The sequence below is a fragment of the Sphingomonas yunnanensis genome, assembly GCF_019898765.1.
Classification (GTDB): domain Bacteria; phylum Pseudomonadota; class Alphaproteobacteria; order Sphingomonadales; family Sphingomonadaceae; genus Sphingomonas; species Sphingomonas yunnanensis.
In genome coordinates, this window is the sequence record NZ_JAIOKB010000003.1 from 313,802 (window position 1) to 328,357 (window position 14,556).

A 14,556-nucleotide genomic window follows, 5' to 3' on the forward strand; every position below is an offset into this window, starting at 1 on the left:
ATCGGTGCGGCGCTGCCACCCGGGGGCGGGGGATCGGACGCAGAAAGGCCCGCGGCATCGCTGCCGCGGGCCCCTGACATCGTCGCGACGGGGCCGCTTAGAAGCGGACGCCGAACCCGGCGAGAACCTGATTCTTGCTCTGGCGATAATCCGTGTCGGCGAAACCGTACGGCTCCAGGCTGAACCGGCCCGTGCGGGTGTAGTCGTACTCGACCTTGACGTAGGCGTTCTCGGTCACCGCATATTCGGCGCCGGCGCCCGCGCGCCAACCGCCGATCAGCCGGTGCGTGTTGTACACGCCGCCGCCGTTCAGGCCCGACTGCACCTTCACCGAGGTGTTCACGTAACCGCCCTTGGCATACAGCATCACGCGATTGCCGAAGAAGCTGTCGCCACCCTTGAAGCCGATGCGACCGCCGGCCTCGATCTCACGCTCCGGACGAACGCAGCGACCGATCGCCGCCGCCGAATTGTCGCAGGAGTTCGAGGTGGGCAGCGCGTAGCTGCCGTATACGCCGAGCACGAGGTTGCGGAAGCCGATATCGAAGCCGCCCAGCGCGCCCGCGACGCCGCCGGTGTGCTTGCGATCAGCACCGGCCGGGGAAGGGTTGAAATCATACTTCTGGAAGTCGACACCCCCGAAACCCTCGACGCGCGGACCCGTGAAGGTCGGGTCGATCTGAGCCCCGCCGGTGTCCTGCACCGGGGCGGCGTCCTGCGCCAGTGCCGGCGTCGCGCCGGCGATACCGGCGGCGATCAGGATCAGTTGCAATGACTTCACTTCATATACTCCCTGCGTCGACCACATATGGCAGCCAGTAAGCGCACCATCGCGATGCGCCACAGAATGTTCCCCCATTTCGCCAGAAATGAACTTTCTTTTTGGCGAATTGGCGAAAATGTCACACCCTCTCAGCTGCCGGACCCCTGTGGCAGCAAGATGCGGCAGCATTGTGATGACGTCTTGCGATTCAGCGGCCGAACCCGGTATCGGGCCGGGCGACGGGTGTCGCCCGCTCGGGTTCTCGTGGAGTAGGAATGATTAAAAGCTCTCAGCGCGCGTCACGGGCGGTCTCGTCCTGCGGCATCGCGCTCATGCTCGCGTCGAGCGGCAGTACCGCACTGGCGCAGAATTCTGGCACGACCGGGGCCTACCCCAATCAGGCGCAGACGTCGCTGTTCGGCCAGGCGGACACCGCGGACACGCAGCGCCAGCAGAGCAGTCAGCAGCAGCAGACCGCGCCGCTGCCGGCCGCCAGTGCCGTGACGGCACAGGCGGCGCAGATCGATCAGCAGGGGCGCAACGACGGGAGCGGTCGCGCCAACGGCCTTCCCACTGGCCAGGCCCCGCTGCTCACCCCGCTCGGCGAGCGCCTGCCGCCGGCGCCTCCGGGTGAATATGAGACCTATGTCGCTCAGGTGCTCGGCCGCGACGTGCCGCGCTACGGCGCCTCGCTGCTGCTTCCCTCCGCGCGCGACTTCACGCCGCCCCCGACGGCGTCGGTGCCTGCCGACTATCGGCTCAATCCAGGCGACGAGATCCTGGTCGGGCTGACCGGCTCGGTCCAGTCCGAGCTGCGGCTGACGCTGGACAATGACGGCGCGGTATTCATCCCGCGCGTCGGCCGGGTCAGCCTCGCCGGTGTGCGCTACGGCGACGTCGCCGCCACGCTCGCGCGCCGGATCAGCGACGAGTACCGCGACTATCGCATCACCGTCAGCGTCGCGCGGTTGCGCGGCATCCGCGTCTACGTCACGGGCTATGCCGCCAACCCCGGCGCTTATACGCTCAACAGCCTGTCGACGCTGGTCAACGCGGTGCTGGCCGGGGGCGGTCCGGCGGCCGGGGGCAGCTTCCGTTCGATCCAGGTGCGTCGCAACGGCGCCGTGGTGGCGGATTTCGACAGCTACGACCTGCTGCTCCGCGGCGACAAGTCGAAGGACGTCGTTCTCCAGAACGAGGACGTCATCTATATCGCCCCGGTCGGCCCGCAGGTGGCGCTGACCGGCAGCGTCAACGCCGAGGCGATCTACGAGGCGCGCCCCGGCGAGAGCGTCGCGGACGTGATCCGCTACGCCGGCGGGATCTCGACCCTGGGCGATCCGACCCGCACCGTGGTGTCGCGGCTGTCCGAGCTCGACGGGCGCGGCTGGATCGAGCTCAGCCTGGCGCAGGCGACTGCTCAGCCCGTGACGGGCGGCGACATCCTGCGCTTCCTGTCGGTGGCCGATTACGCGCGCCCGCTCGAGCGCCAGAACATCCTGGTCACGATCGAGGGCCAGGTCGGCAAGCCGGGGCATTATTACATGCCCGCCAACTCGACGATGGGCGATGCGCTGGCGATGGCGGGGGGCCTGACCGGCCGCGCCTTCGTCTATGGCACCGAGTTCGACCGCAGCCGCGTCCAGCAGCAGCAGCGGCGGAGCTTCAACGAAGCGCTGCAGCAGCTCGAACTGTCGCTCGCCGCGGCGCCGCTCACCGACAGCGGCGCCGACGTGACCGAGGCGGGCCTGCGCCAGCAGCGGCTCACTGCCGCCCGTGCGGTGGTCGACCGGCTGCGCGCGGCCCAGCCCGACGGGCGCGTGGTGCTCGCCGTGCGCCCCGACTCGAACGATCTGCCGCTGCAGACCGTGCTCGAGAACAATGATCGCCTGTACATCCCGCCGATACCGACCACCGTCGGCGTCTTCGGCGCGGTGTACCAGCCGGGCTCGTTTGAGATCCAGGGCGCGCGCAAGGTGAAGGACTATCTCGAGCTCGCCGGGGGTCCGCAGCGGCTCGCCGACAAGGGCGAGATCTTCGTGGTGCGCGCCAACGGCTCGGTGATCACCAAGAGGCGCGGCGGCCTCAACGCTCCGGCGCTCCCCGGCGACGTGGTGTTCGTGCCGGTCAAGACGCACGGGTCGACCTTCTGGGCACGGCTGCGCGATGTCACCAGCGTTCTGTTCAGCGCCGGCCTCAGCGCCGCCGCCGTCGTGGCACTGACCAATTGACCCGGCCCCCGTTCGTGCTCGACCGTGTGATGGGTCTCGGCTGGATGCGCCGTCCCTGGCTCCGCCGCGCGGTACTCGCCGCGCTGCTGCTGCTGCTCGGCCTGTTGGCGCTGTTCCCGCGACATTATCTCGCCGTGGTCAAGCTCGCCCCGCCCGAGTCGAGCGCGCAGGGGCTCAGTGCGGTGCTGGGCGGCCTGGGAGGCACGTACAGCTCGTTGCTGACCAGCCAGCCGGCCGAGATCGACCTCGCCGTCGCGCGCAGTTACGACGTGATGCGCGACGTCGCGCGGCAGCTCGGCGCGGTGAACGGCGACACACCGCCCGACGAGGCGGCTCAGGCGGTGCGGCGGCTCGACCGTGACCTCGACGTGCGTGCGCTGCGCGGCGGGATGCTGCAGATCGAGATGCGCGACACCGATCCACGGCGCGCGATGTCGGCGGTGGACGCCTTCGCCACCTCGCTCCGGCGCCGGCTGTCGACGCTGAGCCGCCAGCAGATCACGTTCAAGCGCGGCATCCTCAACCAGCGGCTCGCCGAGGCGTCCGAGGGGATACAGCGCGCGCAGCAGGAACTGACTGACTTCCGCCGCACCAACCGCTTGCCCGCGCCGCAGGAGCAGCTGTCTCAGTCGGTCCTCACGCTCAACACACTCGAGGGCACCGTGCAGGCGAAGCGCGCCGCGCTCGCCACCGAGCGGCGCTTCTCCGGCCCGGAGAATTATGCGGTGAAGCGGCTCGAGGCGGAGATCGCGGTGGCGCAGCGCCAGCTCGACGTGGAGCGCTCGCGTCAGGAGAACGCGGCGACCGGCTCGACCGCCAGCCTAGTGGAGATCAACACGCGCTACGCCGACCTGCTGCGCAACCTGACCTTCGCGCAGTCGCTCTACCAGTCGTACATCCGCTACCTCGAGGGGTCGGCGGTCGAGGAACTGACCGCTCAGTACAATCTCGAGAAGCTCGAATCGACCCATCTCGATCCGTACCGTCAGTACAATCTGATCCCGCTCGGCCTGTTCATCCTTGTGCTGGGCTTCGCGATCGCGGCCGAACTCTATATCGTGGCACCGCCAGCGGGCGCGCTGGTGACGAGCGTCACCGAGTCCGATCCGCGCCGGATCTGACGTGAGCGACGCGGTCTCCACTCGGGCGACGCGCCGGAAGCGCCTGCGCCTCTGGCTGGAGTGGGTCCTCGGCACGCTGGTGCTCGCGAGCATCGCCAACGCCTATCTATTCTTCCGCACCAACGGCTTCCTGCCGCCACCGTTCTTCTTCAACTATCTCGACAGCCTCATGGACGGCTATAATACGGCGGCCTGGGCGTTCCGCCCGGGTGCCTATGACATCTGGCGCTCGATCTACCCGCCGATCTCCTTCGCCTGGTTCCACATCTTCGCAACGCCGAGCTGCTATGTCGGCACCGAGGTGTACGCGCGCGACTGCGATTGGTGGCTGCGTACCGCCATGGTGCTGTTCTTCTTCGGCAATACCGTTCTGGTCTGGGTAATGTATCGCCGGCATCATCGCCCCACCGCGCTGCCGCGCGCGATCGCAGTCGGTTTCGGCATGCCCATGCTTTACGCGCTGGAGCGGGCCAATCTGATCATCCCCGCCTTCACCTTCTTCGCGCTCGCCTACGGCCCGCTGCTCAGGAACACGCGGCTGCGCTGGCTGGCGGCCGCATGCGCGGCCAATTTCAAGCCTTATCTAATCGTCGGCATCATCGCGACGCTGCTGCGCCGGCAGTGGCGCTGGTTCGAGGGAGCGACGATCGCCTGCGCCCTGGTCTATCTGGTCAGCTGGATCATCGTGCGCGATGGCACGCCGCTGCAGGTGCTGCGCAACACCATCATCTTTGCCGACGCGAGCCGGGCGGCGGAATGGCCGGTTTCCTATTACGCCTCGTCGTACATCCCGCTGCACACCTTCCTCAACGAGAGCCGCGCTCCGCTGATCCGGCTGATCGGCACCGATCCGATCGACTTCGCCGACTGGTTCCTGCCGCTTTTCATGCGCGCCACCCAAGCGCTCACGCTGGTGGCGGCCGCGGGGATCTGGCTGCGGCCAGGGCTGTTCCCGAAGACGCGCGGCATCGCGCTGGCGGTGATGTTCGCGCTCAGCGCGCAGGAAACGGGCGCCTACGCGATGTGCTTCGTCCTTTTCCTGCTGTTCTTCGAGCGGATGGAAGGCTTCTGCCTGACTGCCGCGCTGATCATCGGCTATCTGCTGAGCCTCTGCGTCGACTATTTCCTCGTCCAGCTCGACCTGCAGGTCATGATGGAAAGCTTCCTGGCGGGTCGGCGCGTCACTGCCTCCTACGGGCTGACGGTGGGCACGATCGTCCGGCCAGCGGGGCTGCTGCTGATCATGAACCTGCTCTCCATCGCCACGCTGACCAGGCTGGCGTCCACGCTCGCCGCGGAGCGCCGGCTGCGCTTCCCTTGGCGCGCCACCGCGGGTACGGCGTTGCCGCAACCGGTCACCTCTGCCGCAGGAAGCAATTGACTATCATGGTCCCCGACATCTCGATCGTGTGCCCCTGCTACAATGAGGAGGCGAACGTCGAGGCGATCGCCGCCGCGGTGATCGCGCAACTCGAGCGGTGCGATGTCACTTTCGAATACCTCTTCATCGACAATGCCTCGACCGACCGCACCGTCGAGATCGTGCGCGCGATGTGCGCGCGCGACCCGCGCATCAAGCTGATCGCGAACACGCGCAACTTCGGCCAGATGCGCTCGCCGACGCATTGCATCTACGCCACCTCCGGGCGGGCGGTGATCGGCATCGCGTCCGACTTCCAGGACCCGCCCGAGCTGATCCCCGAGTTCATCAGCCGCTGGCGCGCCGGTGCGCCGATCGTGCTGGGCACGCGCGTCGTCGAGAAGAGCAGCTGGTGGCTCGGCGTCGGCCGCAAGCTGGCCTACGGCTTCCTCGAACGCTTCGGCGATTACTCGATCGTGCCGCACGCCACCGGTTTCGGCCTGTACGATCGTCGCGTGGTGGACCTGCTCGCCGGGCTGCACGAGCCCGAGCCCTTCTTCCGCGGCATGCTGGTGGAGAGCGGCTACCGGATCGAGACGGTGCCGCACGCGCGCGCGCCGCGGCAACGCGGCGTCTCCTCGAACACTTTCTTCCGCCTCGCCGATTTCGCGCTATCCGGGCTCGCCGGCTCGGCCAAGCGGCTGCTGCGGGTGCCGTTCGTGCTCGCGATCGGCTCGGGCGTGCTCGCCGTGGTCGGGCTGGTCGCGGCCCTGCTCGCCTGGGCGCTGGGCGGGCCGTCCGGCTGGTTCGCGATCGCCGCGCTGCTCGAGGCCAATGTCGCGCTGGTGTTCCTGTTCATGGGGTTCATGGGCGACCAAGTGCGGCTGATATCGGAGCGGACGCGCGGCACCCCGCTGGTCGTCGAGCGCGAGAGGATCAACTTTGCGCAGGATTGAGGAACGGCTTCACGCCATCGACCCGCGACTGGGGCATATCACCCGGCTGGCGCGCTATTACGGCGTCGCCGCGATCAACACCTTGTGGGGCTATGGCGTCTATGCCGGGCTGGTGGCGCTGGGGCTCAACCTCTTCGTCGCGCAGATCGTCGCGCACGTGATCGGCGTGACGTTCAACTATTTCTCATACAGCCGCGGCGTGTTCCAGCGGCCGCCGCAGTCCAAGGCGGCCTATATCATGGCCTATGGCGTCAATTACGGCGTGAGTGTGAGCTTCCTCGCGCTGTTCCACCTCACCGGCCTGTCGCCCTACCTGTCCGGGCTGGCGGCGCTGGTCTGCTCGTCGCTGCTCAACTTCCTGGTGCTCAGCCGCTTCGTCTTCCGCGCCTCTCAGGGGACGGCGTAGAGCACCGTATCGAAGCCGTTGTGTCCGTGCTGGCGGATGTACAGCCTGGCCTCCGGCAGAAGCGTGTGCGCGAGCAGCGGGAGTTCCCACAGGTCCTCGGGGCGGTGATAGATGCTCATCGCGATCGCGGGGCGCGCGCGCTCGATCGTGGCGCGCATCCCCGCGATCGCGGCGCGCTCGGCGCCCTCGATGTCGAGCTTGACGTAATTGGGGCTGACCCGCGGCAGCACCTCGTCGAGCGCGACCACCTGGACCACGATGTCGCCGCTCTCCGCGGCGTGCGATCCCGCCGCCTCGCCCGCGGCGAAGCGGATCTGCTCGGCGCGCTCGCCGAGCCCGCAGGGGAACAGCGCGGCCTGCGCCACGTCGGCGTCGCGCGCGGTCGCGGCCAGCGCGGCGAAATTGGCGGGGTCGGGCTCGAAGGCGTACCATTCGGCGAGCGAGCGACCCGAATCGCGCAGCGCCGGCCAGGCGTCGCCGGTGAAGGCGCCGCCGTCGATCAGCCGCAGCGGCTCGCGCGTCAGCGGCACGTCCGCGGGGAAATATTGTGACGGCAGGTGCGACGCCGGGTGCGTGCCGTGGTCCGCGGTGAGGCGAAACGCGGCCACGCCCTCGAGCACCGCGCGCGAGGTGTCGTCGGCCAGCAGCCCGGCGACGCGCTCGATCGCGTCGAGGTGCGCGCGCACATGGTCGCGCCCGGTGAGCCAGTAGCTCGCCATCGCGGCGCCGATCGCGTCGGGCAGCTCGGCCGGGACGATCATGTCGGCGAAGCCGCGCGTCGCCGCCCAGGCGTGGATCGGCGCCGGATCGGCGGCGAAATTGTGCACGCCGACGACCAGCACCGTGCCCGCGCTCATCGCCGCGTCGAGCGCCTCGGGCGCGACCGCGGGCACCGGCTGCGCCGCGGCGAAGGCGGGGTCGGCGGCGCGGCGATCGACCAACCCGCGCACCGGGAAGCCCGCGGCCTGGAGCGTGCGCACCGCCAGCAGACCATAGCCGCCGGCGCCATACACCCAGCAGCCCTGCGCCAGTCGCTCGCGCAGCAGCGCGGCGGGGCGCTCCGCGTCGACCTTGCGGGCGCGTCGCTCGAGACGATCGGAGAGGGACGGCGAGTGCGCCTCGGTCAGCATGTCGGTCCTTTCGAATGGCGCGTCCTTAAGCGGTCGTTTGGGTCGTGCCAAGCTTGCGTCGCGGGCGTGGCTCGGCCACACAGCGGCGTGGCCGTCTCCCCCTCGCTCGATCGTCGCGCAATGCTGCGCAGCGTGCCGCTCGCCGCGCTGCTGACCGCCGCCGACGCCGCCCCCGCCACGATCGCGGCGACCCAGCCGCTGCGCGTGCCCGCTGCGGGGGCGACGCTCACGGCCGGCATCTACGGCGTCGACCAGGATCTCACCGTCGCAGCCGATCTGCTGCTGCTGCCGGGCGCGCGGATCGATGTGGCCGCGGGGCGGACGCTCACCCTGCTGGGCGACGTCCAGGCGCCGGCGGCGCACGTCTTCGTCGGCCCCGGACGAGTCGACCTCAACGGTGGGCGCACGCTCGTCGCGCGGGCCGAATGGTGGGGGGCGGTGGCGAACGATCCCGCGGTCGACTGTCTCGCGCCGCTCGCCGCGGCGATCGCGGCGCACGGCTGCGTCGTGCTCGCGCCGGGCGACTATCATCTCTCGCGCACGCTGAAGATCACGACCCCCAACCGCCGGCTCGAGGGCAGCAGCGGGCAGCGCGGCGGCGCGCCAGCGCTCAGCCGGCTGGTACTGACGCGTGCGGACGGCGATGTCGTCCAGGTCGGCGCGGATCGCAGCCCGGGAGCGATCAGCGGCTTCGTCACCGGCGTGACGCTGCGCTCGCTCGAGCTGGCGCGGTCGGTCGCGCCGCGCGGCGGCGGCTTGGTCGAGTTGGGCGGGCCGGCGGGACTGCGCGCGCAATATGCGGTGGCGTGCCAGTTCGAGGAGCTGACCGCGCCCGAGCACGCCACCGGCTACGTGCTGCGCGGGGTGGTCAGAAGCTTCCTGCGCAACTGCAGCGCGTACCGCTCGCGCCCGGGCAAGGGCGACACCTTCGTCGGCTTCCTGTTCGACGGCTCGGCCGACTTCGGACTCGCCGGCGGCAACGCCTCGCTCTACGTCGACGCCTGCGTCGCGAGCACGGGAGGCGATCACGGACTGGCGCGATCGATCGGCGCCTATCTGCCCGGCGCCTTCTCGGACACCTATCTCACCCGTTTCGAGATGGCGACGATGAGCGACGGGATCGTCGTCGACGGGCTCGCCGGCGGCCCGGACACGCAGCGGCTGCGCACCGGCAACGTCAACCTGCACATCATCATGCCCATCCTCGACGCGGTGTCGCACGTCGGGCTCACGCTTTCGCGGCTGTCCCCCTACGCCGCGGTGGAGATCATCGACCCCTATATAGTGCCCGTGCCGGGTGCACTCGCGTCGATCCACGTCCATGATGGCGGCGGCATGGCGACGATCACCGGGGGGCAGCTGCTCGGCTGGTACGACGCCGATCATGGCGGCAACGCGGTCGGGGTTCATGCGGTGAACGCCGCGGGCCTGACGATCCGCGGTCTCAAGCTGCTGGGCCACCGCCGCCCCGTGGGGATGACCAACTGCCGCGACATGGACATGGACGTCATCATCAACAATCCGGCGCAGGCCGCCTCGCAGGCGGCGGTCCAGCTGGCGGCGTGCGACCGGATCGCGGTGCGCGCCCGCGTCACCGGCGGCGGCAAGGTCTTCCCGCAGGGCGTTCGGCTCGACGGCACGGCCAACCAGCACGTCGCGGTCGATGTCACTGGGATCGATCCGGCGGCGATCGCGGGCGGCGCGCTCAACCGGCTCGTGTGGAACAACGACCCGGTGCGGGTCGCAGGTGCCTTCGGCAGCAACCTGGCGAGCGGGATCATGGTGTGATCGAGCGACCCGCACTCGTCATCACCGGCGCGACCGGATGGATCGGCCAGGCCGTGCTGATGCGGCTCGCGGCGGCCGGTGACGCGGACTGGCGCGAGCGCGTCCGCCTGTTCGGCTCGCGCGCGGCGACGCTCACCGGCGCCGACGGCAGCGCGATCCCGGTACGCGCGCTGGACACGCTCGCGCCCGACGACGTCGCCGGGGCGCACGTGGTGCACCTCGCCTATCTCACCAAGGAGAAGGCCGAGCTGCTCGGCGAGCGCGCCTTCACCGACACCAACCTGGCGATCGACGACCGCCTGCTCGCCGCCTGCGCCGCGGCTGCGCCCGCCGCGCTCTTCGTCGCCTCCTCCGGTGCCGCCGCGCTGGCGGCCGAGGGCCGGGATCGGCACCCCTATGGCATGTGCAAGCTGCGCCAGGAGGACCGGCTGATCGACTGGGGCGCGCGCGCGGGCGTGCCCGTGCTCGCCGGCAGGATCTGGAACATCGCCGGCCCTTATATGAACAAGACGGGCGCCTATGCGCTCAGCGACATGCTGCTGCAGGCGCGGCGCGAGCGGCGGATCCGCGTCGCCGCGACGATCCCGGTGTACCGCTCCTATCTGCACGTCGAGGATCTGGCGACGCTCATCATCGGCGCGCTGGCGCAGGGGATAGGGTCTGACCGCCCGCTCGACCTGTGCGGCGCCGAGGTGCTCGAGATGGGCGACATCGCCGCGTGCGTGGCGATCCATTGCGGGCTCAGCCCCGACGCGATCGAGCGTAGCGCGGTCGATACGCGGCGCAGCAGCATCTATCTCGGCTCCTTCCCGCAGACCAAGGGTCTCGCGCTCCGCCTGGGCGTGTCGCTGGCAGACTTCCCACGCCAGCTTAGCGACACGGCAGTGTGGCTGGAAAAGCATGAATAACCCAAAAGGAGCGCTTCGGCTTGCGGCGGTTCGGCGCTTCTAGTAACCGCAATAGCATGAGCTAAGCTTACCGCCTCGATCTCGGGCGGGTGAGAGTGCTCCGGCGCGTCGTGCGCGTAACGCTGGCCCTGGAATGCCGGAATCAAGGGGATGTCATTTGCCAACCTCGATCTTCGACGATCTATTCGTTCTCGAGCTCGCCAATAATCACTGGGGTAAACTCGATCGCGGGATGAAAATCATCCGTGACTTCGCCAAGGTGGTCCGGGCTAACGGAGTCAAGGCGTCGATCAAGCTGCAGTTCCGCGACGTCGATTCCTTCATCCATCCAGGCTTCCGCGATCGCGAGGATGTGCGCTACATCAAGAAGACGCTCGACACGCAGTTGCCGTGGGAGAGCCTGCGCTCGATGGTAGAGGCGATCCGCGCCGAGGGTATGCTGACGATGGTCACGCCGTTCGACGAGGTCAGCGTCGACAAGTGTGTCGAGTTCGGCGTCGACATTCTCAAGATTGCCAGCTCTGACATTCGCGACAAGACGCTGCTGCGTAAGCTTGCAGCGAGCGGCAAGCCCGTGATCGCGTCTTCGGGCGGTGCGAGTGAAGCGCATATCGACGCGCTCGTCGATTATTTCGTGTCGCGCGATATCCCGTTCGCGCTCAATCATTGCGTCTCGCTCTATCCGTCGGACGACAGCGAGCTCGAGCTCAATCAGATCGACTATCTCCGCGCGCGCTATCCCGCGGTGAAGATCGGCCTCTCGACGCATGAGCATCGCGATTGGCATGATTCGATCATGATCGCCTATGGCAAGGGTGCGCGTACCTTCGAGCGCCACATCGACATCGACCATGATGGCGTGCCGGTCAGCGCCTATTGCACCAAGCCCGAGCAGGCCGACGTCTGGTTCAAGGCGTTCAACAAGGCCAAGGAGATGTGCGGCGGTCCGGCGCATGCCCGGCGCGCCGTGCCCGAGAAGGAGCGCCGCTATCTCGACGCGCTGGTGCGCGGCGCCTACCTGCGCCACGACCTTCCCGCCGGCCACCAGCTGACCGACGCGGACATCTACCTGGCCGTGCCGCTGCTCAAGGGCCAGATCTCCTCGCGCGAGTTCACCACCGGCGAGGTGCTGCGTCAGCCGCTCAAGGCCGACGCCCCGCTCCAGCTCGACGCGGTCGAGGCCGATTATGCCGCCGACGCCGACCTGATCGCGCTGATCGCCGATCGTGGCATGGAATATGTCGACGCGCGCGAGATCATGCCGCGCGCCGTCGCCTGACATCGCCTAGCCTCGGGCCGCGGCCCGGCGCTGACTGATCTGATCCGCTTCCCGCCGCGCCCGACGCGGCGGGAAGCGCCCCGCACCAGAGAGACTTCATGCCCGACGTTCGGCTCTCCGATTATGTCGCCTCCGTTATCGCGTCGCACGGCGTCCGCCATGTCTTCATGCTCACGGGCGGCGGGGCGATGCATCTCAACGACGCGCTGGGGCGCGCGGAGGGACTGCGCTACGTCTGCTGCCACCACGAGCAGGCGCTCGCCATGGCGGCGGAGAGCTACACGCGTCTGTCGGGGCGGCTCGCGGCGGTCAACGTCACCACCGGGCCTGGGGGGATCAACGCGCTCAACGGCGTCCACGGCGCCTACACCGACTCGATCGCGATGATCGTAGTCTCCGGGCAGGTCAAGCGCGAGACGCTGCGGCAGAACGCACCGGTGCGGCTGCGACAGCTCGGCGATCAGGAGGCGGACATCATCCCGATGGTGACCCCGATCACCAAGTTCGCGGCGATGATCGAGGACCCGCAGGACGTCCGCTACCTGCTCGAGAAGGCGTTGTGGCTGGCGACCACCGGCCGCCCCGGCCCGGTCTGGATCGACATCCCGATCGACGTCCAGGCGGCGCGGATCGACCCCGCCGCGCTGCGCGGCTTCGACCCGCGCGTGGAGGGCTATGGCCGCGACTTCGCGCTGCCGGCCGAATATGGCTGGCTCACGGGCGCGCCGCTGCGCGACGCCGCGCGCCGCGTCATCGCCGCGTTCCAGGCGGCGGAGCGGCCGGTGCTGCTGCCGGGCACCGGCGTGCGCATATCGGGCGCGCACGACCTGTTCCTCCAGGTGGCGGAGCGGCTCGGCGCCGCGATCGCGCCGGGGTGGAACGCGCAGGACGTGGTCGACGACGATCACCCGCTCTACGTCGGCCGCCCCGGCACCGTGGGCGACCGGTCGGGCAATTTCGCGGTGCAGAACGCCGATCTCGTGATGGTGCTCGGCTGCCGCCTCAACATCCGCCAGATCAGCTACAATTACGCCTCGTTCGCGCGCGCCGCGACCAAGATCATGGTCGACGTCGACGCCGCCGAGCTGCACAAGCCGACGCTGTCGATCGACCTGCCGATCCACGCCGAGCTCAAGCAGTTCCTCACCGTGCTCCTCGAGGAGCTCGACGGCTATGAGGCGCCCGTCGCACATCGTGACTATGTCGACTGGGCGCTGGAGCGTCGCCGCCGGTACAGCACGGTGCTGCCCGAATATTGGGACACGCAGGGCGTGGTGAATCCCTATTGCTTCACCCAGGTGCTGTTCGAGCAGCTCGGCCCCGACGAGGTGATCGTCATGGCGGACGCGACCGCCGCGGTGGTCACCGTCCAGGCGGCCAAGCTCAAGCGCGGCCAGCGCATCTTCTCCAACTCTGGGGCGGCGTCGATGGGCTATGACCTGCCCGCCACGATCGGCGCCTGGCACGCGATGCCGGAGGGGTCGCAGCGGCTGATCTGCATGGCGGGTGATGGCAGCATCATGCAGAACCTGCAGGAGCTGCAGACCATCGTCGGGCAGAAGATCCCGGCCAAGATCTTCCTCTACAACAACTCGGGCTACCACTCGATCCGCCAGTCGCAGCAGGCGCATTTCAACGGCTTCTCGGTTGGTTGCGGGCCGGACTCGGGCGTGACCTTCCCGGATTTCGGCAAGATCGCGGCGGCGTTCGGGTTGGCCTACACCAGCACCAGCGACCATGCCACGATGGCCGAGGCGGTTCGCGCCACGCTTGCCGCGGAGGGGCCGGCGATCTGCGAGGTGTTCATCGACAAGGCGCAGAACTTCGCGCCCAAGCTGTCGTCGCGCGTGCGCGAAGACGGCACGATGGTGACCGCGCCGCTGGAAGACCTCGCGCCCTTCCTGCCGCGCGACGAACTGGCGGACAACATGCTCATCCCGCTGATGAACTGACCGTCCTGTGGCGCGTCATGCGGTGCTGTTCGACCTCGACGGGACCTTGGTCGACAGCGCGCTGGACATCGCCGCCGCGCTGAGCACGGTCAGCCGCGCGCGCGGCGGTGACGCGGTGTCGGCCGCGACGGTGCGGCCGCTGGTCAGCCTCGGCGCCGCGACGATGGTGGCCAGGGCGCTCGGACCGGCGGCGCGGGAGAGCGTGGAGGATGTCGCCGCCTTCCGCACGGTGCTCAGCGCCGCGGTTCCCGACCCCCGCAGCGTCTATGCCGGGGTCGAGCGCGCGCTCGATCGGCTGACGGCGCAGGGTTGGCGCCTGGCGATCGTGACCAACAAGCCGGAGGGTCTCGCCGAGTCGCTGCTGGCGGGACTGGGGCTGCGACACTGGTTCGCGGCGGTCGTCGGCGGGGACACCGCCGGGGTGGCCAAGCCCGACCCTGCACCCGTCCGGCACGCGCTCGCGGCGCTCGGCGCGACGCCGGCGGACGCGGTCTTCGTCGGCGACAGCGGCATCGACGCCGCCGCGGCCGCGGCGCTCGCGATCCCGCTGATCGTGTTCGCCGGGGGCTATGGGGTCGCGGAGATCGCGGAGGCGCAGAGCGTCGCTCGCTTCGTCCATCACGATCAGCTCCCCGGGATCCTCGCGCGCTACCGCGGCTAAC

Annotated in this window: 12 protein-coding genes; 10 read left to right on the forward strand and 2 right to left on the reverse strand. The window is 69.2% G+C overall.

Features of this window, described 5'->3' with window-relative positions:
- Nucleotides 1-97: 97 nt before the first annotated feature.
- Nucleotides 98-844 (reverse strand): outer membrane protein, encoded by a 747-nt coding sequence (locus K7957_RS11130; RefSeq protein ID WP_223012054.1) that lies wholly within the window; start codon nt 842-844, stop codon nt 98-100.
- A 194-nt stretch (nt 845-1,038) separates the two neighbouring features.
- On the opposite strand from K7957_RS11130, the gene K7957_RS11135 reads away from it, so the two are divergent.
- The 5 genes from K7957_RS11135 to K7957_RS11155 are packed head-to-tail and all read left to right on the forward strand — an operon-like array spanning nt 1,039 to nt 6,837.
- Nucleotides 1,039-2,994, forward strand: coding sequence for an SLBB domain-containing protein (locus K7957_RS11135; protein ID WP_223012055.1), 1,956 nt, complete (start codon nt 1,039-1,041; stop codon nt 2,992-2,994).
- On the forward strand, nt 2,991-4,115 hold the full coding sequence (locus K7957_RS11140) for a GumC domain-containing protein (RefSeq protein WP_223012056.1): 1,125 nt from the start codon (nt 2,991-2,993) through the stop codon (nt 4,113-4,115). The genes K7957_RS11135 and K7957_RS11140 overlap by 4 nt, the downstream gene beginning before the upstream one ends.
- Nucleotide 4,116: 1 nt before the next feature.
- Complete coding sequence (locus tag K7957_RS11145; RefSeq protein WP_223012057.1) at nt 4,117-5,496, forward strand: hypothetical protein; 1,380 nt, start codon at nt 4,117-4,119, stop codon at nt 5,494-5,496.
- Nucleotides 5,497-5,501: 5 nt separating this feature from the next.
- Nucleotides 5,502-6,431 (forward strand): glycosyltransferase family 2 protein, encoded by a 930-nt coding sequence (locus K7957_RS11150; RefSeq protein WP_223012260.1) that lies wholly within the window; start codon nt 5,502-5,504, stop codon nt 6,429-6,431.
- Nucleotides 6,418-6,837, forward strand: coding sequence for a GtrA family protein (locus K7957_RS11155; protein WP_223012058.1), 420 nt, complete (start codon nt 6,418-6,420; stop codon nt 6,835-6,837). Before K7957_RS11150 ends, K7957_RS11155 begins: the two co-directional genes overlap by 14 nt.
- On the opposite strand, the gene K7957_RS11160 is transcribed toward K7957_RS11155, so the two are convergent.
- Nucleotides 6,822-7,967: an FkbM family methyltransferase gene (locus K7957_RS11160; RefSeq protein ID WP_223012059.1), complete on the reverse strand. Its 1,146-nt coding sequence runs from the start codon at nt 7,965-7,967 to the stop codon at nt 6,822-6,824. The two genes, K7957_RS11155 and K7957_RS11160, sit on opposite strands and share 16 nt — an antisense overlap.
- Nucleotides 7,968-8,054: 87 nt before the next feature.
- Between K7957_RS11160 and K7957_RS20665 the strand changes: the two genes are divergently transcribed.
- The 5 genes from K7957_RS20665 (at nt 8,055) to K7957_RS11185 (ending at nt 14,555) form a co-directional block, all read left to right on the forward strand.
- Complete coding sequence (locus tag K7957_RS20665) at nt 8,055-9,755, forward strand: hypothetical protein (protein WP_223012060.1); 1,701 nt, start codon at nt 8,055-8,057, stop codon at nt 9,753-9,755.
- Nucleotides 9,752-10,663 carry an NAD-dependent epimerase/dehydratase family protein gene (locus tag K7957_RS11170; RefSeq protein WP_223012061.1) on the forward strand — a complete coding sequence of 304 codons (912 nt, stop codon included), beginning with the start codon at nt 9,752-9,754 and terminating at the stop codon, nt 10,661-10,663. Before K7957_RS20665 ends, K7957_RS11170 begins: the two co-directional genes overlap by 4 nt.
- A 157-nt stretch (nt 10,664-10,820) precedes the next feature.
- The gene (locus K7957_RS11175; RefSeq protein ID WP_223012062.1) at nt 10,821-11,942 is read left to right on the forward strand and encodes an N-acetylneuraminate synthase family protein; all 1,122 of its coding nucleotides are present in this window, start codon (nt 10,821-10,823) and stop codon (nt 11,940-11,942) included.
- 98 nt (nt 11,943-12,040) lie between these two features.
- Nucleotides 12,041-13,894 (forward strand): thiamine pyrophosphate-binding protein, encoded by a 1,854-nt coding sequence (locus tag K7957_RS11180; RefSeq protein WP_223012063.1) that lies wholly within the window; start codon nt 12,041-12,043, stop codon nt 13,892-13,894.
- A 7-nt stretch (nt 13,895-13,901) separates the two neighbouring features.
- Nucleotides 13,902-14,555 carry an HAD-IA family hydrolase gene (locus K7957_RS11185; RefSeq protein ID WP_223012064.1) on the forward strand — a complete coding sequence of 218 codons (654 nt, stop codon included), beginning with the start codon at nt 13,902-13,904 and terminating at the stop codon, nt 14,553-14,555.
- The last annotated feature ends 1 nt before the right edge of the window (nt 14,556 follow it).